Raw genomic sequence first — 23,226 nt, forward strand, 5'->3', positions numbered from 1 at the left:
CGTCATTTGTCATTTGTCATTTGTCCTTGACCATCTGGTATATTGCCAATTGAGTTTAGGTAGGAGTTTAATTTGGGCGCTAGTTCGTTAATGATTGTTTTGATTGCATTTATCTGTTCGGTAGTTAAAAGGTTACGAGTGTAAGCTCGTCTTAACCAATGTTGAGTTTCATTCAAAGAGCCTCTAGCTATTTTTATGAAACGTCTATTGTCTTGAAAACTACCTCTTCCTAAACCTTCCGCTATATTGGCACCGATACTATCAGCTGAACGTACAATCTGTTTACCAATCGTATCTTTTGCAAAAAAATTCCATCCTTCAACAATTTTCCAAATGTCATTTGCTAATTGTTCTGATAATTTATAAACCTGTAATTCTTGGAAACGCTTTGTTGCCATTTATTGAGTTGTCTTGCTGATTTTTAGTCATTCAATTTTCGTCCATATATTTTTAGTTGTCATTATTTTTTAGCAAATGACAAATGACAAATGACAAATGACTATTTATTGCCTTTGAAAGCGTAGTGCATCAATTGATTGGGCGGTGAGAAAGATGCCCAAAAAAATATAACTGGCGAATAAAATTAAGGTACTGGTATCAAAAATTCCTTGAATTAAGGTGTTGTAATGTTTCAGCAACGATAGATAACCTAAGGCTTCGCCCACGGGGCCAGGAACAATTTTGGCAATTAAATCAATCAATAACAATAATAAGATTACTGCAAAGGTGAGAACGGCAGACAGAATTGTGCTATCTGTTAATGAAGAAATAAACATTCCTACAGATAAAATTGCGGCTGCTAGTAAGATTAGTCCAAAATGACCCAGCAAGGGAATTGAGGGCATCATTGGTGGATTTGAGGCGCTGATGGCGATCGCTTCAAACACTAGCATGGGTACAACCATTGTGATAAAAAATGTCAGCACGCCTAATAATTTACCTACAGCTACCGCCCAATTGGTAATTGGTGAGGTGGCTAATAGTTCTAAAGTGCCCCGCTTTCTTTCTTCGGCATACAGTCCCATTGAGAGTATGGGCAGGATAAACAACAATAACCACCCCATACGATCCAAAAATGCTCGGACAAATTCGTAGGGGACATCTATGGGCGGTACAGGTACTCCCAGTTGTTGCCCTTGTGAATCTATTGCCGCGACTCCTAACAATATGCCATCTGGCCCTAGCAAAATCATCACGAAGAATAACCCCGAAAGGAACCAAAATATCCCTGCGATCGCATAAGCTAAAGGCGATACAAAATAACTCTGTAACTCTCGGCGATAAATGGCAATAATATTACTCAGTACTACACCCATTTACGCTGCCTCTCCTTCGTTGTCTGCTGCTAAGTCTACCTCAGGATCGAAATTTTTTTCTTCTGTGGTCAGTTGCAAAAACACATCTTCTAAGGTGGCGTTAACACGCTTCAGTTCATGCAAACCGAATCCTGCACGTACTAATGTTGTGACAATATCTTTTCCTGGTTCTTTTCCTGGTTGCGATATCACTCGCAGGTAAGCGCGATTTGCCTGGGGTTGATGATTGTGTATTCCAGCTGTCGGAATTGATTCTATTAGACTTACACCCGCAACATTTTGCAATACTTGTTTCGCTAGAGCAGCTTCTCCTTCTATTTCCAACTCATACCCTGAGCCACCTGTCAACTGGGTCATTAGATTTTCTGGGGTATTAGTTGCTACAACCTTACCGCGATTAATAATGGCGACGCGGCTACAAGTCATACTCACTTCTGGCAGAATGTGCGTGGAAAGAATAATTGTGTGAGTACCAGCGAGGCTTTTAATTAAATTTCGCACCTCAATTATTTGTCGAGGATCTAGGCCAACAGTGGGTTCATCCAAAATGATCGCTGGGGGATCGTGGACGATCGCTTGAGCAATTCCTACCCTTTGGCGATATCCTTTAGATAGTTTGCGAATAATCACCTGGCGCTTGTTTTCTAAGTTACAGCGTTCGATAGCGGCTGTTACCTTGTTGGGGCGATCGCCTGCTGATACTCCCTTAATTCGGGCGACAAAATGCAAAAATCCTTCCACCGTCATCTCTGGATATAACGGTGGTGTTTCCGGTAAATAACCAATCCGTTGGCGTACAGCCAGAGAATTTTCATGGACATCATAACCAGCAATCCGGGCATTTCCATTAGTTGCTGGTAAATAACCAGCCAGAATCCGCATGGTTGTAGTTTTTCCAGCGCCATTGGGGCCCAACAACCCTAAAATTTCCCCAGGCTCAACGCTAAAAGTGACATCAGTAATCGCTGGGGTAGAACCGTATATTTTACTCAGATGTTCAACTTCGATCATCGGTATAGTGGCGATCGCAATTTCATAGAATACCCAATAATCTTAGATCACGATATTGGGTATGGGGGATTGGCACTAAGATTAGCCGACAACGCCTAAAGTTCCTGGACGATCAGCACAATAATTATTATTTTGGCAGTTGAGACCCTAAGCGGAATATTGACTTGAAGCCATTCTCAAGACTACTTATGCAGAATATTTCATCCGGTGCGATGTCTACGACGGGCGGTTCCTGAGCGCAGCCGTTCGCGCAGCGTCTCCGATAGGAGAAGGGCTACGCCTACGCAGTCGGATAACTCCCATGCAGACAAGCTCTTAGCAGATATCAGGCTGTTTGTCGCTAACGGACAGTTGATTGCAGACATCAAAGGCTTGGAGGCTCAAAAAGGGAATCATATCGTGTCCGGTTAATAGACATCTCCAGAAAAGATTTAGAAACCTTAAATTCACCCGCAGACTTAACCCCCCTACCCCCCGTCCTATAAAGGGTTTGTAGTAAGCACTTTAGTGCTTAGAAAATCAGGACTAAAGTCCTTACTACGAGCCTCTACTTATTTTTCAGCCAGAATCGCGTAAATTTCCCGTTTAACTTGCTCTAAAAGCTCACGCACGCGATTTATTCGCTCTATATTGCCACTACGAGCAACCTGCACCACAACACCAGCTAATTCTGTCGCCGCATTCCGCAACTCGATAAACTCTTGGGGCTTACCTGTAACAAAACTTTTGAAACTATCCCAAGGAGAGTCTGATGTTTCTTGTTGGGCACGTTCTGCCAATAATTGTCTACCCTCATCCGTAATCGTGTAAATCCGCTTACCGCCTTCTTGTGCGCTCTTGAGATAACCCCCTTCCTCCAGCAATTGGAGTGTTGGATACACTGAACCAGGACTGAGGCGACGGAAACCACCATAGCGAGTTTCCATCTCTTTAATCAGGTCATAACCATGACTAGGATGCTCGGATAACAATTCCAGCAGGATGAACTTGATGTCACCCCGACGAGTCCGGTATTCATCTCCCCAACCACGACCAAACATTTCATTACCAAAGTGTTTCTCATGATGTCTACCATGATGTCTACCGTGATGCTGTTCATGTTGAAACCAAGACCTGACAAATGAATCATCTTCGTTAACCCCTGCCCATGCAGGTGCGCCAAAACGTGAGCGAAAGTGTCTAAACATAAATCAATCTCAAATTAACTTTCTCTAATATACGATATATCGCGATAGGTTCCGATATATCGGAATAAAATTTTGATGAAGATTTTTGAAGTAAGCAACTGTGCCAACAACTACAAGCGATGCCTGCACCAACGCAAAGCTAGTCAAAGCCCCATCAAGACTTAGACACTCTACACGGCTGTGGGTAAAAGTTTAATATCCCTGTTTTCGATTAATTTAATCCGGCTCTGATGTCACAGACGACTTAGGGACTTCCAAATAAAATAAATATTCAATTATTGATTGTGGGGTGGGCAACATGCCATTGGTGTAGATTTCAAGCGACCTTGTAGCGTTGCGTCGATGTCGCTGACGCACGGTTGCTGATGCTCAACCAACCAAGGAATAAGTTGTAGTTGTGAATTGTGCGTAGGCCTAGCTCTTCGGCTGCGCTCAGGAACCGCCCGCCGTAGGCATCGTGCGCGATGAAAAAAATACAAACTGCGGAACACCATTTCTATGGAAATTCGATTTATTGGCTTATAGCAGTCCTATTTGATTCGTGAAAAATATAAAATTTGAAAACGAACCCCAAAGTCCGCTAAGGGTGCAAAGGGAAGAAAGAAAAAAGAGATATAATTTTTACAAATGATTTAGGACTGCTATATGTAGTAGAAAGACGCAAAGAATTTCTTTGCGTCTTTGGCGTGAGATTTAGAAGTGGATATTCTCACCTTTATGTTTCTCCACCTACTTAAACTTGCTCCCGCCAACACCAGCTTAAAAGTGTGCCACATGCCACCAGCTTAACTACTTCCAGTGCCCAATAACTGCCGTGTAGTAAATTCATTGTCGATGGAATAGCAGCAGCAGCTTCAAATAGATTGAGTTGAATTCCTATGGCGCACATCTGCGGAGTTAAGAAATAGGTGTCAAGCATAGCTATAGTTAGCAGCAACCCAGATAAAACAATAGTGCCAATACGCCAGTGATATTGGGTTTTCCTCAAAGCTAGTGCCCCAGTCAATACGACAGCAGCAGATAATAATTCCATCCGATTGAAGTTCCAAAAAATCGTATAGCCTGCTGTCGTAAAACCGGCTTGGCTCATCATCCCAGAAAGATAAAGGCTAGGCATAATTACCCAGTCTAAAACTAAACTAGCACTGAGCCAAAACCCCAAAGTCAATATGATCGCGGTTTGCCAAATTGGTCGTTTGAATTCAAGGTTAGAAATAGCAGTCATAAAATAATTGCGTGTGTTGTATTTCTTAGTTTCTAACTTAACTAGCGGTTTGACAAGAAATATCAACTAACCTTTACAAAGCGATCGCTCTTATATTCCTGAACTCAATACCAAGATTTTTTAAACTAGATTGAGAAATATTAAGATTTTATAAAAAGTGATTTAAACAATCCAAGAATTTTACAACCCAATACGCTATGGTTCAGCTTAATCAGTGCAAACATCATTCTTAAAGCTGACAGCGTTTTAGCGGCTGGTCTTTAACAAAATGGCTTTCAATGAGTTCGGGAATATCCTCAAGTTTAAGATGCCCATAGTTAAAAAATCAGGAGAGCATTTGATGAATAAATATACCAATCATTCTATAGGACTCATATTTGATTGTGTGAAAAAAATTCGGTATACCTTAATCTTCTGAAATCCTCTTGCAAGAGTGCCTATTGCCTACCTACACAAGTAATTTTAGTAATCAAACCGGATTCCTATAGATTGCTGATAAATTCTGATTCCTGACTCACCTCGGCTACGCTCAGAACAGGCTCGGCGACCACCTGGATGCTAAATTTTTACAAATTAATTGTTTAGAATAGCTGTGATCGCACCCCAATCTCTTCTAATCTAAAAAAATTGTATTATAGATAACACGCAATTAAGCTTGAACCATGATTAAATTAAATACTAAAGAGCCAAAGAGCTTGAAATATCAATATTTGGAGATGTATGCAGATTGTTTTACCTAAGATATATAAAAATTTTCTGATACTAGCCACTATAACACTAGTTACAGTGTTGGCAGTCTCAGGATTTGCGAAGACAAAACCTCAACACAATGTGATAATTTTTATTACTGATGGATTGCGACCTAGTAAAGTTAATGCTCAGGAAACTCCTAATCTTTATGAAATTCGCCAGAAGGGTGTGAATTTTGTCAATAGCCATTCGCTGTTTCCTACATTTACTACAGCTAACGCTTCTGCGATCGCTACTGGACATTATCTCGGTGACACTGGTGATTTCAGCAATACAATTAATGTCGGCTTTCCTGTCAAGAATGCCAGCAATAGTCCAGTTCCTTTTTTAGAAAATGACGCTGTTTTGGGAGAACTTAACCAACACTTTGATGGCAATTACCTAAACGAAGAAAGCCTATTAGATGCTGCACGTAAAGCCGGATTTAGCACCGCCGCAGTAGGGAAGGTTGGGCCAGTCTTAATTCAAGATGTAACTCAACGAACTGGTAAACCTACAATCATAATTGATGATGCCACTGGTTCTGAAACGGGAATTCCTCTGAGTTCTGAAATAACTGAACTGTTAACCAAAAACGACATTGCCTTAAAATCTCCAGCGCGAGGAGATAATGGTAAATCTGGCAACAGCACAGTATCAGGAACAAAAGTAGCGAATATAGTTCAACAACAATACTTTGCTGATGTTACAACAAAAGTGCTATTACCTCTCTTCAAGCAACGGCAAAAACCTTTTGTTTTAATTTATTGGTCACGCGATCCTGATGGAACTCAGCATAATCAAGGTGATAGTCTCAACACTCTCACTCCAGGGATTAATGGCCCCACTTCACTCGCTGCTCGTCAAAATGTTGATAATAATCTCGCCCAAATCCGTGCTGTTCTCAAACAGTTAAATTTAGAAGCTTCTACAAATATTTTTGTGACGGCCGATCACGGCTTTTCTACCATCAGTAAGGAGAGCAAAACCAGCTATTCAACCACACTTAATTATTCAGATGTTCCCAAAGGATTTTTGCCGCCTGGTTTTCTCGCTATTGATATTGCTCATAGTTTAAAATTGCCTTTATTTGATCCAGATAAGCAAAATGCTGCTGTTGATCCAACTCAGGGACAGCTTTCTAAAAACGGGTTGATTGGTAAAGAACCCAACAAACCTGATGTATTAGTGGCTGCTAACGGTGGTTCAGATTTGATTTATTTGCCTAACCCTGCAAATCGCAAAGCACTTGCTAAACAAATTGTAGATATCCTTTTAAAAGAAGATTATGTTAGCGGTTTATTTGTAGATGATGCATTAGGTTCTATTCCAGGAACTTTACCCTTAAGTGCGATCGGGCTTCGTGGTAAATCTGATCTTCCGAGTCCAGCGATCGCAGTAAACTTTAGAACATTTGATACTGGCTGTGGCGAACCAACCGCTTGTGGTGTGGAGGTTGCAGACTCTTCTTTGCAGCAAGGACAAGGAATGCATGGCTCTTTTAGCCGTGCTGATACTTACAATAATATGGCTGCGATCGGCCCTGACTTTCAGAAAGCTTTTGTAGACCGAGTACCAGTGAGTAATGCTGATGTGGCTATTACCTTAGCTGAGACTTTAAATTTGAAGATTCCCCATCAAGGAAAACTTATCGGTCGTGTTTTACATGAATCCTTGAGCAAAGGAGCAAAAAAAGTTTCTTTTAAATCTCATACTCTGACATCTCAACCAGCTACTAATGGATTAAAAACGATCTTGAAGTATCAAACTGTTGGTTCAACTCGATATTTTGATGTCGCTGGTTTTCCTGGTCGTACACTCGGTTTAGCAAAATAGTACGACATATTTTCTTAGGAACGTTACTTATTTTTCCTGAAATGTCCAGACTCCTTCATCCCAATCTGATTCTGTTGGGGGTGATTGTAACCAATGCTGACAACGCAACAGATGCAACATAGCAGCTTTGTCTTGGCTGTCTGCTGCCAAAACTAGGGCAAATTCAGCTCTAGCACGGTTAAAATCGCGTTTGAGGTAATATTCGCGTCCTTTGTGATAATGCTCAATCACCTGCAATTTTTCGCTTTCAATTGGATTGGAACGCAAACCCAGTAATTCGTATATGGCTACTGGTTCGTTTCTACCCTTGACACGAATGTAATCTAGTTCCCTAGCCCAAATGTTATCTTGGCAAGGTTTAAAAGTGTTATGGCTAATAATAATATCGCAACCATACTGTTTACTGACACTTTCTAATCGGGAGCCAAGATTAACGCCATCGCCAATAGCAGTAAATTCCATCCGCTTACTAGAGCCAATATTCCCACTAATCACGGTATCTGAGTTGATGCCAATACCGATTTTAATTCTGGGCTTATTATCTATATGGCGACGTTGATTAAATTCGTGCAAGCGCTGGCGCATTTCTAAGGATGTTTGTACTGCCATCCAAGCATGTTCTTCTAATGGTAGAGGAGAACCAAATACAGCCATGATGGCATCACCGATATATTTATCAAGAGTGCCTTTATGTTTAAAAACTGCCTCCACCATTGATTCAAAATATTCATTGAGCATACTCACCACTTCTTCTGCTTCCAAGTTTTCTGTTAATGTGGTGTAACCGCGAATATCCGAAAATAAAATCGAAACTTCTTTGCGATCGCCTCCTAGTTTAGCGTCATCTAATTTCAGCAATTCTTCGGCTAATTCCTGGGTCATGTAGCGGTACATCGTACTCTTGAGCCGCTTTTCATCACTGATGTCTTCCATCACCACCAGCGCCCCCCGGACTTGCTCTTGGTCGCTAGCATCGGCAATTGTGTTAATCGATAAATTGATACTATGCTGCTCTATACCAGTGCTGATAAGTGTGCGATCGGGGTAATATTGCTGGCGACCTTTGAAGTCAACTGCATGTAAAGCATCCTGATACCACTTGCTAAAGTCGCCTTCTTTGATGCCGATCGCGTCAGTAACTAATTTACCTTCTAAACGGTCTTCTGGCTCCAGTCCTAGCAAACGCTTGGCACTTTCATTCGCGGCGATAATTAACCCGGCTTTATCAGTGGAAACCACGCCATTGGAAAGACTACGCAAAATATCCCGTTGCATTTGTTCTTGTTGCTTAACTGTGGCAAACAACTGAGCATTTTGCAGCGCGACTCCCGCTTGAATATTAAAAGCTTCCATAAACTCTTCATCGTTGCGGTCAAAGCTAGCTTGGAAGCAGTCGGGAGCTTTGGGCCAATCAGCTGGATTATAAGGCGGAAAATCCCCGGATTTCTTTTTATTTACAAGTTGGGTAACGCCAATCAGTTGTTGATCGGCATTAAATACTGGCATACAAAGCAAGCTACAGGTGCGATAGCCATTTTGCTGGTCTAGTTTTTGGGCTGTCTCTGAGTCAGGATCGTAGTACAAATCAAAGCCAATATTCAACTTTTTGCCAGAAGCCGCTACTATCCCAGCAAAGCCTTTACCTACGGGGACTCGTAACTCTTTGGTTGAACCATCATCCTGAGTGATTTTCGTCCATAATTCATGGCGATCGTGGTCTATTAACCATAGTGTACTGCGATCGGCATTCATCAATTCTTTGGCTTCATCCATCACCCGCTTGAGGGTGTCTTCTAAGTCGAGACTGCTTTGAGAAAGGGACTTGATTGCCTTCATCAGCGCCGCCACTGCTCTTTGTTTTTGGGTGGCTACATAAAAAGAGCGTGAGGACTCTAAAATCAGACAAATCGAAGGGGCAAATTCTTGAAATAATTGTTCGTCAGCACGGGTAAAACCTCTGGTATCAATGCGTTCTGCAAGTGGAGCATCGTGATTATTTACAGATTTTAATTTATTCAGTAATTGCACTACTGCAACTAATTGCCCATGTTCATTTAAGAGTGGCAAAGCTAGCATCGTGTAGGTGCGATAGCCAGTTCTTTTTTCTTGTTCTTGGGCAAAATGCGATCGCGGATCGTTATAAAAATCAAAGGGAATATTAATAACTTCCTTGAAAGTAGCAACTTCACCACCAATACCTTTATTAGCAGGGATGCGAATTTCTAAAGAGCGACCGCCCTCACCCTCAGCTAAAATTGACCAAAGCTCTTGTTTTTCTTCATCCAATAAAAATATTGTCGTCCGGTCTGCCCCCAGTAATTCCCCGGTTTTTAAGGTAATCGAATGCAACATTTCTTGCAGAATGGTTTCAAACCCATGAGAATCCAGCATTGATAGGGTTTGATGGACAATCTGTAATTTTTGCTCGACATCCTTAACGACCTGTTTAAAAGTATCTTGAGTCAGGGGAGCAAGAAACGTAGAAAAAGTTCCTTGTCTTGTGGCAAGAGCACCCACAGGAGCAGAATTTGCTGTTAATTCGACGTTTTCTTGGTTATTACCACCAATAATCAAATCGGTGGTTTCCCCATAACTTGCTTGATACGCTGACATAAGTGGTATTTTATATAGCAGGATGAGATTTTAGGTTTAACAATGAGATTAAATTTATTTAGGTGGTGTTAAAAGCAACAATTAGTCGGCATTATCCATAGTTTAATCGCTTGTTCAGCCAGCGTCATCCTGTGAACAAAGGCGGAAACGGATTACCAACAAGGATGTCTTGACCAGAAGCCCTTCCCACTGGTGGATACAGATGATAAATAGAGGGGTCTGACCCCTCATTTAAAGGATAAAACAATGTTTTTTGCAGGCGAGCAAACATTACTGTGCCCGTAGGGCATGGTCTAACTAGCTGAAAATAGTTGTAATTTATAAGTAATTATACGGTCTATATCTTAGCTCTAGCTCAACTGCGTCTTTCGCAGATATGCCAGCCGGAAAAAACCGCCCCTCCTAATACCATTTCACGAAATTCTTGATACAAATCACTTTTCTTGCTTCCCCTGCCTCCCCTGCAAGAATCTGTATCAACCTTAAGGTGAAACGCTATGACTTATTAAGCGGAGGGGTTAGGATAAAGCGTGTGTGGAACAACCATTTGAGCTTAAGTTGACACCAATGCACGGGAGTCTCTACTAGATATAGATATTCATTTTTATACAGATAAAGTTAATTAAAAATATTAAGCACAATATCATATCAGCCAAACATGAATATAAAATCAGATTCAACCTTTGAGTTGAACCCATATTTACATGGGCAGGACTTACGCAAGAACTCTCTGAAACTCTTATTCCTTTGTGTCCAACTCTTACGAAACGCTACGCGTAGCTTGCTTCCCCGCAGGGGTATGCGTCCTTTGCGGTTCGTTTTATCATGATTTTGCGTAAGTCCTAATGGGATGGAACATTTACTCTCTTGTTGAAAATCCACAGGATTATTTTGATGAAAAAATTGAATACTCACGTGTTTTTAGGCTTGACAAGTGCGTTTTTGGCAACAGGATACTCCATACTAGCTACAGAAATTCCCAAACACAATACGTTAAACCCAAGAAAGGATTTATTAGCACAATCAAAAACTAGTCCAAATGTGAACGAGTATCTGGAAAAAAACAAACCAGAAAGTTATAAAGCTTTAAAAAAGCAGTTAGATATAGCTATTGAGGATGCAAAAAAACCGAGTGAAGATAAAGTAGTAAAAAATCTTTGGTCATTGTCACAAACTAATACTCAAGTAAAGTGGAGAGAAAATAACGGCAAAATTGAATATCTGATGGCGAGTTGGAAATATGTCAAAAACCCAACTGAGGATTGGAAAGTAGGTACAAAAAAAAGCATAGAAGCACGGACTTGGTTAACAGCCGTTCCTCAAGTTAAGGAATTTTGTCAAAATTGTAAGGGTATCGGTATAAATATTCCCGGTAATATCATGCTTTCTCTGAGGTTACAGCAGTATTTAGGCTTGATTTTAAATAGAAATTCAAATAAGACGCATTTTGTCGAAATGTGGGTGAAAGCTGAAGATTTAAGTAGACCATGTGTCGATCCAGAAATTAATGATTCTAGTTGTAATGTTTTTAAAATCCCGATTCCTGCTAGTTATCCGATTTTGCAAGAGATATACACAACTTCTTATGCAGTCGCTAGTCAAGAACATTATCCTTGGACGGGTTTAGGTTACACCTATGATTGGGGAAATCCGAAAAAACCTCGTGAAGGAGCTAGTGAATTTCTGATCGATGGAACTAAAGAAAAACCGATAGAAGTAGAAGTTGTTTCAGTCACAGCGACGAAAGAATATTGTAATAATCAATATTTAACGCTAAAAAATTAGAAATGAGCGCTCATGAAACACCTTGAAGGTAAAGTGGCTTTGGTAACAGGTGCTACGCGGGGAATTGGTAGAGGAATTGCCATTGGTCTTGGTGAAGCAGGTGCAACTGTATACGTCACGGGTCGCAGCCTCAACAACTCTTCCAGTGAGGGGGTTTCAGGAAGTCTTAGTGAAACGAAATCAGCCATTGAGGAAGTCGGTGGTGTATGCATTCCCGTCCAAGTAGACCACAGCGAGGATGAGCAGGTGCGTTTGCTTTTCGATCGCATTCAAGATGAGCAAAATGGCCAACTCGATTTACTGGTAAATAATGCTTACTCAGGAGTTCAGGCATTAAAAGACGCTCAGGGACAGCCTTTTTGGGATTCTGAACCAAGTCTTTGGGATGCTAGCAACAACGTTGGTCTTCGCAGCCACTATGTTGCAAGTGTTTTTGCAGCTCGGATGATGACTAAGCGTAACTCTGGATTAATTTGTACTATTTCCTCGTGGGGTAGTATGTTTTATCTGTTTAATACAGTTTATGGTGTTGGTAAAGCAGCTTGCGATCGCCTTGCTGCTAATATGGCTGTTGAGTTAAAACCCTATAACGTCGCTTCTGTTTCAATTTGGCCGGGTATTGTTGGTACTGAGCTTTTTTCCCGTTTTGCTTCTGAAGTGAATCAAACAAATGCTACTGACCTGAAAAACTCATTCTTGAGCGATCGCTACAACTGGGAAACTCCGTTATTTACTGGACGAGCGATCGCTGCACTTGCTAGTGAGCCAAATATTATCCGCCATACAGGACGCGTGCAGATTGTTGCCGAACTAGCTAAAAAATATAATCTTGTAGATGAAAATGGCGATCGGCCCGCATCATTACGCTCTCTGCGTTTTGTACTACCTGCTGCGTTGCCTGTACTGAGAAACTACTCATGGCTCATACCTGATATTAAACTGCCGTGGTCGCTGCTATTATTGAATGCCCTCAGTTCGCCTAAAATTTAACGTGAGTTCGACGAGTACTATTTTGACCTCTCCCCCAGCCCCTCTCCTACGTCCCTTGCGCGTCTCGAACGCGAGTGCGTCTCTGAAAGACATCGGGCATGCAGCCAGAAGAGATGCGTCTTAAATAATGCAATAATAAGTCTTTGATCTCCGTTAACGAGTATTTGAACTGGATGAATCCACCTTTGATACTCGTGAATTAAAATACCTTTAAAAACCTTGATGTATCCTTACTGCTCACCTACTGTCCACTTCCTTAAAAATAAGCAAATTTTGTCATTCCTTTACTAAACAAGCTGTTTGAGATCGTAAAACGTTTGTATCCTGAATTAATAAGTCTTAATAGTTCTTTTAAAACTGGTGCAAGAAGATTTTCGGTTAATTGTTGATTTAGTTTTAGTTCTAGGTGTTGCAGCCTGTGGCGGACTATTAGCGGCACTTTTGCAACAACCCGTGTTGCTGGGGTATCTCATTGGTGGGATAGTCATTGGGCCAACGGGACTGGGATTGATTAAAGAACTGATTCAAGTCGAGACTCTGGCACAGTTCGGGGTCGCCTTTTTGTTATTCGCCTTGGGTGTGGAATTTTCCTTTGCGGAACTGAAGAAGGTAAAAGCGATCGCTCTTGGTGGAGGTGGACTCCAGATTGCTTTGACAATTTTGGTGACAGTTTTAGTCTGCGGGTTAAGCGGAGCCTGGGGAGCCTTACCTGCGAAGGGGATGTTTTTGGGGTGTATTCTGTCCCTGTCTTCCACAGCCGTTGTCCTTAAGTGCTTGATGGAGCGCAACGAAACAGAAACGCCCCACGGGCAAGTGATGCTGGGGATTTTGGTTGTCCAGGACTTGGCACTAGGACTGATGTTAGCAGTCTTACCAGCCCTCAACCAACCAGCAGAAACTATTGGCATCGCCGTCCTCACAGCGCTAGGTTCGATTGCTTTATTTGCTGCTGGGGCTGTAGCTGCGGGGATTTGGCTGATACCGCCTTTGTTGCAACTGCTAGCCCGTACCGAAAGTAAAGAACTATTTTTATTAGGGGTTGTAGCCCTGTGTTTGGGTATTGCCCTGTTGACAGAGCATTTGGGACTGTCTATTGAAATGGGGGCATTTGTCGCGGGTTTGATGATTTCTGAGGTAGAGTACGCCGACCAAACCCTGACTTATGTCGAACCACTGCGAGATATCTTTGCCAGTTTGTTTTTTGCCGCCATTGGGATGTTAATTGACCCAGTGTTTTTGTGGAACAACCTGGAATTAATTTTGGTATTAGTGGCAATAGTTTTCGTCGGTAAATTTTTGATTGTCACGCCCTTAGTGAAACTGTTCCGCTATCCTTTGAAAACAGCCATAATCGCCGGTTTGGGATTGGCGCAAATTGGGGAATTTTCTTTTGTTCTCGCTAGTGAAGGGCAGTCTTTGGGGCTGGTGTCTCGACAAATATACTTATTAATTTTGGGAACTACCGCAGTCACTCTGATGCTGACTCCTTTTGTACTGCGGCTAGTGCCATTTTTATTTAACTTTGCCGAATCAATGCCTTGGTTAAAACCGTACTTAGAAGAAGATGAGGTGCAGGATGTGTCGGAAGATTTGCCTCTCAAAGACCATGTAGTAGTTTGTGGCTATGGGCGAGTCGGCAAGAATTTGGTGAAGTTGTTGCAGCAACACGACCTACCTGTGCTAGTAATCGACCAATCGGAGAGGAGAATTCAGCAGTTGCGCGAGGCTGGGGTGTCTTATGTCTATGGGAATTGCGTTAGTTTACACGTTTTGGAAACTGCCGGGGTGAATCATGCCAAAGGAATGGCGATCGCACTCCCAGATCCTATAAGTACTCGTCTTTGCTTGAAACGCGCTTTAGAATTGCGCCCAGAATTAGATTTGGTTGTCCGTGCTACCCAGGATAAAAATATTGAGGTGCTGTATCAATTGGGAGCCAGGGAAGTTGTACAACCAGAGTTTGAAGCCAGCTTAGAAATGGCAACCTATTTATTGACTGGCTTAGGCTTGTTGTCGCCGCCTGTAGTCCAACGAGAGATGCAGCAAATCCGCAACGATCATTATTTAGATTTGCGTCCAGAGCGCTCTGCAACTGAAGTTGCTCGTGATTTGCGCCAAGCTACTCGCGATTTAAATCAGCGCTGGTATCCTCTGCCATCGAATTCGCCCTTAATTGGCATGAGCATAGAAGAAGCAGATATGCGCTATTTAACAGGAGTGAGTTTGATGGCAATTCGCCGCGCTAACGGCGAAGAAATCGATTATCCCAAAAATCAAACCAAATTGGCAGAAGGCGATCGCTTATTGGTGGTGGGAGCTGATGAAGAACTGGCAGCTTTGGCAGAATTTGCTAAGGGACAAGTGGCTGTTCCCGGAGAAAATAGTGCTTGTCAGTGGGTTACAGTCAATGCAGACGCGCCAACACTAGGTAAAACCCTTGCAGATTTAGATATCGCCAAGCAATATGGAGTCGAAGTACAGGCGATCCGGCGAGATGGTAAGTTTATCCGCTATCCTGATGGCGGCATGGATTTGCAAGTCGGCGACCAAGTATTGTTATGTGGTGGTTTGACAGGTTTGAGTCAACTACAACAATTGTTTGCGATCGCAAATTCAGTACCCCTGTCTATCCCAGTGGTGAAAGCTGGTGAAGCAGAAGCGCTCAAAGACTTTTTACCTGCCGATAGAGTGACTGATTGAACTTTAAGACTCCGCAAATTTAAAATTCGGCTTGCCCCACACCCTCGTGGTTCGGGTCAATCCAAAATCCAAAACTTGTACTGAGCGAAGTCGAAGTATCCAAAATCCAAAATTGATTGACTGCTCTAAATTTACGTGAGTTCGATGAACCTCTCCCTCCCACAGGGAAAGGGAGCAACGAGAAATTAGGGTTTTGGCTCTCCTCTGGGTGTCCTAGAGGGCTTGTCGAACTCACATTAAATTTTGATTCTCTTTTGCAGAAAAGTATTTAATGGGGTCATCTGCTTGATTTTTGCCAATCGCAGAAGTTTTTGGTCTATTGAATTTGATTACCTTGTTTGAGAAGGAACTTCCAAGAAATAAATTATTCAAATAAACGAACCACTCCAGACACAGAGAACACAGAGGAATAAGGAGGAGGGAGTTTTTTCGCCAGTTTTTTGAGGGAGTATTTTTTTATTTAGAAGTTTTTAACTGAATCTATCTAAGAATTAAGTTTTATTTTTTACAAATTTATTCTGTCTTTACAATACTTTTTTATCTCATATTTTCAGTTATCAGATACTTTGGCGATAATGATATTTACTGTACTGTATTTACAGTACTTTATCCCAAATTATTTGTGATAAAGCTTTTTAAGACTTAATGATAAAAGTCAGATGAAGAGAAGCGATCGCGAAACTTTTTTACGCAATAATGGTTATAAACTAAGAAAAACTACGTTTTTACATCGTTGTAGCTGTATCTTTTCATTTTTAAAATATTACTTAAATTATACTTATAATGTTGTACACAAGTTTACGTATTATTACTAGAGCATTTGCTAATTTACTCTGTAAGCTTTTAGGACAGCCTAGTGTTAGTAATTTAGAAATTCAACTCCATGAGAAACAAGTTCAAATTCAGCAGCTAGAAGAGCAAGAAAGGGCGCTTTACCGAGTTATTAGTAAAATTCGAGCTTCTCTTGAATTAGAAACAATTTTTCGTACAACCACAAAGGAAACTTGCAAGTTACTCCGAGTCGAACGGATTGCCGTTTATCGTTTCTATGAAAACTGGGGTGGAGAATTTGTTAGCGACTTTGAGTTTGCAGAGACTGGATGGGATGATGTAGATACATTAGGAAAAAATACAGTTTGGAATGACTCTTATCTACAAGAAAATCAAGGTGGACGGTATCGTAATAATGAAACTTTAGTTGTTTCAGATGTTTACGCAGCAGGCTTATCTCAATGCCATTTAGAAATTTTACAACAGTTCCATATTCGAGCTTATGCAACTGCATCAATATTTGTGGGAAAAAAACTGTGGGGAGTGCTTGCTGCTTATCAGCACTCACAGCCACATGAATGGAAAAAATTAGAAATTCAGTTTTTGTCTCAGATTGCGACGCAGTTAGGATTTGCAGTTAAACAAGCAGAATTTTTAGCTCAAGCAGAACAAAAAGCAGCAGAACTGTATAAAGCAAATCAGCAGCAGGATATTCTGTTTAATTTAGTTGCTGAAATTCGTGAATCTTTGAATATAGACACCTTATTTAAGACTACTGTACGAGAAATTCGTAAGGCTCTCCGTAGCGATCGCGTCAGTATCTTTCGATTTGATCTGGGATCGAACTATACCTCTGGTGAATTTGTCTCCGAGAATGTATTGCCTGACTACGATTCTACGATCGCCATCAAGGTAAAGGATAATTGTTTTGGTGAAAAATATGCAGTTGCTTATCACCAAGGGCGTATACAGGTAGTATCAGATATTTATCAAGCTGGGCTAAATGATTGCCACATTCAACTGTTAGAGCAATTTCAAATCAAGGCACAAATTGTTGCACCTTTAATGAAAGGAAAAACTTTATGGGGATTACTATGCGTTCATCAGTGCCATTTTCCGCGCGAATGGAAAAAGTCGGAAATTCAATTTATCCACCAGTTAGCTGCTCAGTTTAATGTAGCTTTAGAACATTCTGAATTATTAGAGCAATTCCGCTCTCAAGCTAATCAACTTGCTCAAGCAAACAATGCTTTAGAACTAGCAAATTCTCAGCTAGAAAAACTTAGTAAGCTAGATGCTCTAACCCAAATTGCTAACCGTCATTGTTTCGATCAGTTTTTAGTTCAGGAATGGGATCGACTAAAAATCAGTGAAAATTATTTATCCTTAATTATATTTGATATTGACTATTTCAAGAATTATAACGATTCTTATGGACATCTAGCTGGGGATGAATGCTTAATACAAGTTGCTCGTGCAGCACAATCTGTATTAAAGCGTCCTACCGATCTACTAGCTCGTTATGGTGGTGAAGAATTTATTGTCATTTTGCCAAATACGAACGAATCAGGTGCGATAAAAATAACTAAGTTGATTCAAAAGTCTATTGAGGAATTAAAGATTCCCCATAATAAGAAGAATAACTTTCAACATTTTGTAACCGTCAGTTTAGGTGTTGCAATTCAAAGACCAACAGATAAAAGTTCATATCAAGATTTAATTAACGCTGCGGACAAAGCTTTATATAAAGCTAAAGAACAAGGACGCAATCGGTGGGTTTGTGCTGCAAAAACCTGGGTCTAGTGATGAAAAAATTAAAAATACACAACTTTAATTATGGGATACAAGCCCACAATAAATAAAGAATTGCTTCGAGATGCGAGGTGCAAGGCATCTTTATTCCAAGCCCACGGCTTAAGCCGTGGGCTTGAATTTTTAATCCGAGTGAAGCAAATGATAAAGCGATAGGTTGTGGTGTTTTTGCCTCACTCCTCAATAAAGTTGAGTTAAGCTTTTTTCTCTCCCCCTGCTCCCCCTGCATTAACAGATAAATTTGCTTAACGCAACCGTATTGCCTCACTCCTAACTCACTTTCGGCTTGATGTAGGCGATCGCTTGTTTCCAAACGGTGGTTTGTTGACTGTTTTCATCCGCAATACAGATACACTGTGGGTCTTGCCATAAAACCCTTCCTGTGAGTACATCACCAGTCAGCAGCTTTAACTCTACTGGCGTTGTTTGTTTAATCAGGTTTTGGACTTGTCTAATACTGGGTAAAGTGGTGTCAAATTCGGTAAGCATTTTTAGTAAAGATGAACCTACAAGGCAAAATAAAGAGTAACTAATCCTTGATAATTCATCCTTGAAGAAATGGCAATCGAATTTACTAAGTATCATGGTCTAGGCAACGACTTTATTTTGATTGACAATCGCTCCTCATCTTTGCCTGTAGTGACTCCAGAGCAAGCCATCAAGTTGTGCGATCGCCACTTTGGTATCGGTGCTGATGGTGTAATTTTTGCCCTACCTGGAGAAAACGGCACTGACTACACCATGCGGATTTTTAATTCCGATGGTTCTGAACCAGAAATGTGTGGTAATGGCATTCGCTGTTTAGCTGGCTTTTTAGCAGACTTAGAAGGAGAATCCCGAAATCAAGACTCATATCGCATTCATACTTTGGGTGGTGTAATGACTCCCCAACTTTTATCTGATGGTCAAGTTAAAGTAGATATGGGTTTACCCAGGTTACTCGCTGGCGAAATTCCTACCACTCTTGCACCCGCCCAAGAAAAAGTAATTTCTCAGCCGTTAGAGGTGGCGGGGCAAACTTGGGAAGTCACCTGTGTAAATATGGGAAATCCGCACTGCATTACCTTTGTGGAAGATGTTGCAGCAATTGAGTTAGAAACCATCGGCCCAAAATTTGAGCATCACCCAGTTTTTCCCCAACGCATAAATACCGAATTTATTCAAGTGGTACGCCGTGACTATTTGAAAATGCGGGTGTGGGAACGGGGTGCTGGAATTACCTTAGCTTGTGGTACTGGTGCTTGTGCTTCCTTGGTAGCTGGTGTGCTAACCGGGAAATGCGATCGCACTGCCACTGTAGAATTACCAGGCGGCCCCTTGCAAATTGAATGGTCAGAAATCGACCAACGAGTTTATATGACAGGCCCGGCCCAAAAGGTATTCACTGGGAAACTGTAACCAGCTTCTCATTGACATTACTCAAGTATTTCGAGGTTTGTAGTAAGCACTTTAGTGCTTATAAAATTAGGGCTAAAGTCCTTACTACGAACTTTTTAAGATTCATTTTCTGCTGAAGATTGGATCTGGGAATTAATTTTAGATTGCACAGCTTCTTTATTAGAAATTGCGAGATATATACCCCCTAAAATTAGAGCCAATCCTAACAAGTTAAAAATACTCAAGTTTTCCGAGAAAATTATCCAAGCAAGAATCGCAACAATCACAGGATTGAGTAGTAAAAGTAAAGAGATAAATCCTGATGAAAAATTTTTCAGGCTGTATACAATTAGCCCATGACCCAAGGCTTCGCAAATAGCAGCTAGCGCAAATACTACTAACCACCCCGATAAAGTAACTGGGAAAAACAAGTTTTCCCAGATTAGCACTATTGGTATCATCAATGAAGTTGCGATCGCACAACGCCACACCAGGATGGTAATAGTTGAAAACTTATTGCCGATCTGCTCGATAAGTAAAAAGTTTGCTGCATAAAATATCGATGATGTCAGGGCAACAGCATCTCCTGTAATATTATTATTAGAACGCAATAAATCTTCAAATCCAACAGCGATCGCACCGATTATGGCTAAGATTAGACCGATGATAAATTTGCGCCCAAAAATTTGATTAAAAAATAGCCATCCTCCTAAAGTAGTAAATAGCGGATTGAGGCTACCTAACGCATTAGCATTAGCTGCACCAGTCTGAGTTAGCGACCAAGTCCAAGATAATCGACCTAATACATGAACTAGACCCACTGCGATTAAAAGCGCTATCTCTTTGATTGGATAAGGCTGCTGTGGTAATACAGGTTTATCTTCTGTAATTTGAGTCCGTACTTGGTTAATTCCACTCCATAAGCCAAAGATAATAGTCGCTATCCATAAGCGATTAAATAATGTAGCCACAGGACTCATTTCTCTAACAGCGATTTTAATAAATATTGCTGTTGAAGATAAAGCTAATAATGCAATTATTACTATGATTATCGGCAGGATTTTTGAAGTTTTATCATTTTCTGGTGTTAGGCTTAATTGATTTTCTGCCATTTAGTTTATATTTATTATACGAACCGCCCTTCGGGTGACGCTTGATGACTCGCTACGGCTACGCTAACACCAGTCGCCTACGGCAGGAAACCCTCCTACAGTGCTGGTTCACCAAGTATGCTATCTCTGCGAGAGGCTTCCGGCAACGCGCCGCGTCTCGTTAGAGAAGGGAAAAGGAGCAATTATTTGGGATTACTCAGGTAATAATGCCATAGAAGTCTTGCCGCAACTGCTCGCCACGGCCGCCAGTGCTGTGTCATGGCTTCTAGTTGTGCTGGTGTTGGACGCGTCGCCAAGTTTTTGAGTTTTTGGAAAGCGATCGCGATCGCTAAATCGCCTTTAGGAAAGACATCAGGACGTTGCAGCGCCATGAGCAAATAAATATCAACTGTCCAATCTCCGATGCCTTTGAGGCGCTTTAACTCAGTTCTGATAGTAGTTTCGTCCATTGTTTGGAGCTTGGTTAGGTCAAGCTGACCAGTTGCAATAGCATTCGCTAACCCACGACAGTATAAAATCTTTTGCCGACTGAATCCAATCGCTTTTAATTGAACATCATCTAATCTCAGAAAATTTTCTGGCGTCAGAGTTACAACAACCCCACATAGTCTTGTAAATACTGCCCTTGCAGCCGCTACAGAAACTTGCTGTTCCAGAATTATACACAACAGCGTTGCAAAACCCGCTTCTCTTGACCATATAGGTGGAGGTCCCAGTGTCTCTAAAATCCGAGCCAAATCGCGATCGAGTTTGGCAAGCACCATTAAACCACGGGTAAGACTTTCTTCAGTCAGCGATTCTAGTTCAGGTGTTTGTGCAGCTGTTTCTTCCACTGTCATCTTTAAAAAATTTCAACCTAAAAAGAATAGGATACAGAGCAAGTAAATTGATTTATGGGGATTATAATTTTGAATTACCCTTTGGGGTTGATTCTTGTGTAAGCAGTTTTTGTTTGCGCTCAATTCCCCAGTGATAACCACCAAGACTGCCATCACTCCGCAGCACCCGATGACATGGTACAATCAGCGCAATCGGATTAGCGCCACAAGCATTACCCACTGCGCGGACTGCTTGGGGTTTGGCAAGATTACGGGCAATATCAGTGTAAGTGCGGGTTTCGCCATAAGGGATTTTTTGTAGTGCTTCCCACACTTGTTTCTGAAATGCTGTCCCACGGACATCAAGTGGTAAATCAAGATTTGTTTCACCTCCTGCAATGAAGTCGAGGATTGCTTGTATCCATTCCTTGTGTGTGCGATCGTCACGTATGATGTGCGCTTGGTGAAATTCCTGGTTTAAGATATGTTCAAGCTTGTCTGCTTCATCACCTAGTTTAACGGCACAGATACCCTTCTCTGTTGTTGCCACAAGCAAATATCCTAGCGAACATGGAGCGATCGCATAAACAATGTTGAAAGTTCCTTCTAAAACTGATATCTGTTGTAATTGCATTTATATCTCCTTACATATATTACAAAGGGGAAAAATAAATCTAGTTCCCTCCCCTTTATAAGGCAATACGCTTGGGTTAAGATTAAAACTCTTTGTCAAAGTCAATTTTTTTAACGTAGACGCAAAGCGGCTCGCCGCAGGCTACCGCGAAGGACGCGAAGGACGCAAAGAGAAGAAAGAAATGCTTAACTGATATGTAAGGCGATGATTTTTTCGATATTTTGACTAATTTTAAGTTGGACAATTGATTGCTCCTTGGGGAGAATCACCTTGTAAGGCTTGTAAAATATTTTGAGATGCTTCTATAGCGATGTCATATCGTAAATCATCCACCGCAGATCCTAAATGGGGAGTAAAAAAAGTTTGGTCTTGTTTCTCTAACAGAGATGGAGGAATTTTCGACGGGCGATCGCTACGGGCCCAATCTTCTAGTTCAAAGACATCAGCTGCATAACCTGCTAAATGTCCAGAGGCTAAAGCATCACTCACCGCTTGTTCATCAACTACTGAGCCGCGACACGGATTGATTAAGAAACTCCCTGGTTTCATACGTGCTAAAGATGCTTCATTTATCAGATGAAACGTTTCTGGTTGCAGAGGAACCATCAGCACAACAAAATCACTGCTTGCCAATAGCGTATCTAGAGAAACCTGTGACAAGCACCAAGTTGCTGCTTTTTCCTTAGGTAAAGGTATTGCATCGGTGTAAATCAAGTTCATTTCAAAACTGGAAAGTCGTTGAGCCAGGGCTTGCCCTAGACTGCCCATACCAACAATTCCTAGTGTTCGGTTTGCTAATCCCATGCCGTATAGATGCGGCCGCCAACCTGCAAACGTGCCTTGACGAATCAAGCGATCGCCTGCCAACATCTGACGCGCTAACCCGATAATCAATCCAATGGTCAATTCAGCTGTTGGCACAGCCAATAAACTAGGGACAATGGTGAACCAAACACCTTGACGAGTGCAGGCATCAACATCAAAATTATCGTAACCTTTCAATGCTCCGGCGATAATCTTTAATTTTGGACAAGCTTTCAGAAACGCCTCATCGATTCGATCTGGCATAAAAACCATCAAAGCTTCAGCGTCCTGTGCCAACTTGAGAATTTCTTCACGCGGTAAAGTCTCTCTAGTCGGATTTGCAACTACCTCACAATATTGACTTAAGTTTGTAATAATTTCTGGGTGAACCCAGTGGGTAATTACAACTTTGGGTTTCATCAGCAACCTCCTAGTACCGCAAGGCGGAATTAAAAATTAAAAATTAAAAATGAATACAACATAAGCGTTTTGTTGATTGGGAATGG

Annotated in this window: 17 protein-coding genes; 6 read left to right on the forward strand and 11 right to left on the reverse strand. The window is 41.4% G+C overall.

What is annotated here, in order from left to right:
• Positions 1-2 precede the first annotated feature (2 nt).
• The 5 genes from RMX98_RS18355 to RMX98_RS18375 all read right to left on the reverse strand — a co-directional run bounded on the left by RMX98_RS18355 (position 3) and on the right by RMX98_RS18375 (position 4,739).
• Positions 3-398, reverse strand: a complete 396-nt coding sequence (locus RMX98_RS18355) for a four helix bundle protein (RefSeq protein ID WP_322677057.1) — start codon at positions 396-398, stop codon at positions 3-5.
• Between the two features lie 105 nt (positions 399-503).
• Complete coding sequence (locus tag RMX98_RS18360; protein ID WP_322677058.1) at positions 504-1,316, reverse strand: ABC transporter permease; 813 nt, start codon at positions 1,314-1,316, stop codon at positions 504-506.
• Positions 1,317-2,327 (reverse strand): ABC transporter ATP-binding protein, encoded by a 1,011-nt coding sequence (locus RMX98_RS18365; RefSeq protein ID WP_322677059.1) that lies wholly within the window; start codon positions 2,325-2,327, stop codon positions 1,317-1,319.
• Positions 2,328-2,878: 551 nt separating this feature from the next.
• Positions 2,879-3,514, reverse strand: a complete 636-nt coding sequence (locus RMX98_RS18370; RefSeq protein WP_322677060.1) for a PadR family transcriptional regulator — start codon at positions 3,512-3,514, stop codon at positions 2,879-2,881.
• A gap of 733 nt (positions 3,515-4,247) precedes the next feature.
• A complete protein-coding gene (locus RMX98_RS18375; protein ID WP_322677061.1) occupies positions 4,248-4,739 on the reverse strand; it encodes a hypothetical protein in 492 nt (163 codons plus the stop codon).
• 720 nt (positions 4,740-5,459) lie between these two features.
• Between RMX98_RS18375 and RMX98_RS18380 the strand changes: the two genes are divergently transcribed.
• On the forward strand, positions 5,460-7,304 hold the full coding sequence (locus tag RMX98_RS18380; protein ID WP_322677062.1) for an alkaline phosphatase family protein: 1,845 nt from the start codon (positions 5,460-5,462) through the stop codon (positions 7,302-7,304).
• A 27-nt stretch (positions 7,305-7,331) separates the two neighbouring features.
• Here the strand turns inward: RMX98_RS18380 and RMX98_RS18385 are convergent, their stop codons facing one another.
• Positions 7,332-9,917, reverse strand: a complete 2,586-nt coding sequence (locus tag RMX98_RS18385) for a GAF domain-containing protein (RefSeq protein ID WP_322677063.1) — start codon at positions 9,915-9,917, stop codon at positions 7,332-7,334.
• Between the two features lie 894 nt (positions 9,918-10,811).
• Between RMX98_RS18385 and RMX98_RS18390 the strand changes: the two genes are divergently transcribed.
• The 4 genes from RMX98_RS18390 (at position 10,812) to RMX98_RS18405 (ending at position 17,966) form a co-directional block, all read left to right on the forward strand.
• Entirely contained in the window at positions 10,812-11,702 is an 891-nt protein-coding gene (locus tag RMX98_RS18390) for a hypothetical protein (RefSeq protein WP_322677064.1), read from the forward strand.
• Between the two features lie 12 nt (positions 11,703-11,714).
• On the forward strand, positions 11,715-12,692 hold the full coding sequence (locus RMX98_RS18395) for an SDR family NAD(P)-dependent oxidoreductase (protein ID WP_322677065.1): 978 nt from the start codon (positions 11,715-11,717) through the stop codon (positions 12,690-12,692).
• Positions 12,693-13,052: 360 nt separating this feature from the next.
• Complete coding sequence (locus tag RMX98_RS18400) at positions 13,053-15,392, forward strand: cation:proton antiporter (protein WP_322677066.1); 2,340 nt, start codon at positions 13,053-13,055, stop codon at positions 15,390-15,392.
• A gap of 783 nt (positions 15,393-16,175) precedes the next feature.
• Positions 16,176-17,966, forward strand: coding sequence for a diguanylate cyclase domain-containing protein (locus tag RMX98_RS18405; RefSeq protein ID WP_322677067.1), 1,791 nt, complete (start codon positions 16,176-16,178; stop codon positions 17,964-17,966).
• 279 nt (positions 17,967-18,245) lie between these two features.
• Here RMX98_RS18405 and RMX98_RS18410 read toward each other — a convergent pair whose 3' ends face one another.
• Positions 18,246-18,464 carry an Hfq-related RNA-binding protein gene (locus RMX98_RS18410; protein WP_322677068.1) on the reverse strand — a complete coding sequence of 73 codons (219 nt, stop codon included), beginning with the start codon at positions 18,462-18,464 and terminating at the stop codon, positions 18,246-18,248.
• 69 nt (positions 18,465-18,533) lie between these two features.
• On the opposite strand from RMX98_RS18410, the gene dapF reads away from it, so the two are divergent.
• On the forward strand, positions 18,534-19,373 hold the full coding sequence (gene dapF / locus RMX98_RS18415; protein WP_322677069.1) for a diaminopimelate epimerase: 840 nt from the start codon (positions 18,534-18,536) through the stop codon (positions 19,371-19,373).
• Between the two features lie 95 nt (positions 19,374-19,468).
• Here the strand turns inward: dapF and RMX98_RS18420 are convergent, their stop codons facing one another.
• From RMX98_RS18420 to RMX98_RS18435, 4 genes are all read right to left on the reverse strand, one after another.
• Positions 19,469-20,464 (reverse strand): DMT family transporter, encoded by a 996-nt coding sequence (locus RMX98_RS18420; RefSeq protein ID WP_322677070.1) that lies wholly within the window; start codon positions 20,462-20,464, stop codon positions 19,469-19,471.
• Positions 20,465-20,646: 182 nt separating this feature from the next.
• Entirely contained in the window at positions 20,647-21,303 is a 657-nt protein-coding gene (locus RMX98_RS18425) for a DNA-3-methyladenine glycosylase 2 family protein (RefSeq protein WP_322677071.1), read from the reverse strand.
• 61 nt (positions 21,304-21,364) lie between these two features.
• A complete protein-coding gene (locus tag RMX98_RS18430) occupies positions 21,365-21,916 on the reverse strand; it encodes a methylated-DNA--[protein]-cysteine S-methyltransferase (protein ID WP_322677072.1) in 552 nt (183 codons plus the stop codon).
• 231 nt (positions 21,917-22,147) lie between these two features.
• On the reverse strand, positions 22,148-23,140 hold the full coding sequence (locus tag RMX98_RS18435; protein WP_322677073.1) for a phosphonate dehydrogenase: 993 nt from the start codon (positions 23,138-23,140) through the stop codon (positions 22,148-22,150).
• Positions 23,141-23,226: the final 86 nt, after the last annotated feature.

Source organism: Nostoc sp. DedQUE02 (assembly GCF_034531035.1).
In the GTDB taxonomy this organism is placed as follows: Bacteria; Cyanobacteriota; Cyanobacteriia; order Cyanobacteriales; family Nostocaceae; genus Nostoc.

Bases quoted from the DNA above. Each gene is read 5' to 3' on its own strand.
- RMX98_RS18355 (WP_322677057.1), bottom strand. From the start codon at position 398: ATGGCAACAAAGCGTTTCCAAGAATTACAGGTTTATAAATTATCAGAA.
- RMX98_RS18420 (WP_322677070.1), bottom strand. From the start codon at position 20,464: ATGGCAGAAAATCAATTAAGCCTAACACCAGAAAATGATAAAACTTCA.
- RMX98_RS18375 (WP_322677061.1), bottom strand. From the start codon at position 4,739: ATGACTGCTATTTCTAACCTTGAATTCAAACGACCAATTTGGCAAACC.
- RMX98_RS18385 (WP_322677063.1), bottom strand. From the start codon at position 9,917: ATGTCAGCGTATCAAGCAAGTTATGGGGAAACCACCGATTTGATTATT.
- RMX98_RS18430 (WP_322677072.1), bottom strand. From the start codon at position 21,916: ATGCAATTACAACAGATATCAGTTTTAGAAGGAACTTTCAACATTGTT.
- RMX98_RS18405 (WP_322677067.1), top strand. From the start codon at position 16,176: ATGTTGTACACAAGTTTACGTATTATTACTAGAGCATTTGCTAATTTA.
- dapF (WP_322677069.1), top strand. From the start codon at position 18,534: ATGGCAATCGAATTTACTAAGTATCATGGTCTAGGCAACGACTTTATT.
- RMX98_RS18360 (WP_322677058.1), bottom strand. From the start codon at position 1,316: ATGGGTGTAGTACTGAGTAATATTATTGCCATTTATCGCCGAGAGTTA.
- RMX98_RS18395 (WP_322677065.1), top strand. From the start codon at position 11,715: ATGAAACACCTTGAAGGTAAAGTGGCTTTGGTAACAGGTGCTACGCGG.
- RMX98_RS18380 (WP_322677062.1), top strand. From the start codon at position 5,460: ATGCAGATTGTTTTACCTAAGATATATAAAAATTTTCTGATACTAGCC.
- RMX98_RS18390 (WP_322677064.1), top strand. From the start codon at position 10,812: ATGAAAAAATTGAATACTCACGTGTTTTTAGGCTTGACAAGTGCGTTT.
- RMX98_RS18410 (WP_322677068.1), bottom strand. From the start codon at position 18,464: ATGCTTACCGAATTTGACACCACTTTACCCAGTATTAGACAAGTCCAA.
- RMX98_RS18365 (WP_322677059.1), bottom strand. From the start codon at position 2,327: ATGATCGAAGTTGAACATCTGAGTAAAATATACGGTTCTACCCCAGCG.
- RMX98_RS18435 (WP_322677073.1), bottom strand. From the start codon at position 23,140: ATGAAACCCAAAGTTGTAATTACCCACTGGGTTCACCCAGAAATTATT.
- RMX98_RS18425 (WP_322677071.1), bottom strand. From the start codon at position 21,303: ATGACAGTGGAAGAAACAGCTGCACAAACACCTGAACTAGAATCGCTG.
- RMX98_RS18370 (WP_322677060.1), bottom strand. From the start codon at position 3,514: ATGTTTAGACACTTTCGCTCACGTTTTGGCGCACCTGCATGGGCAGGG.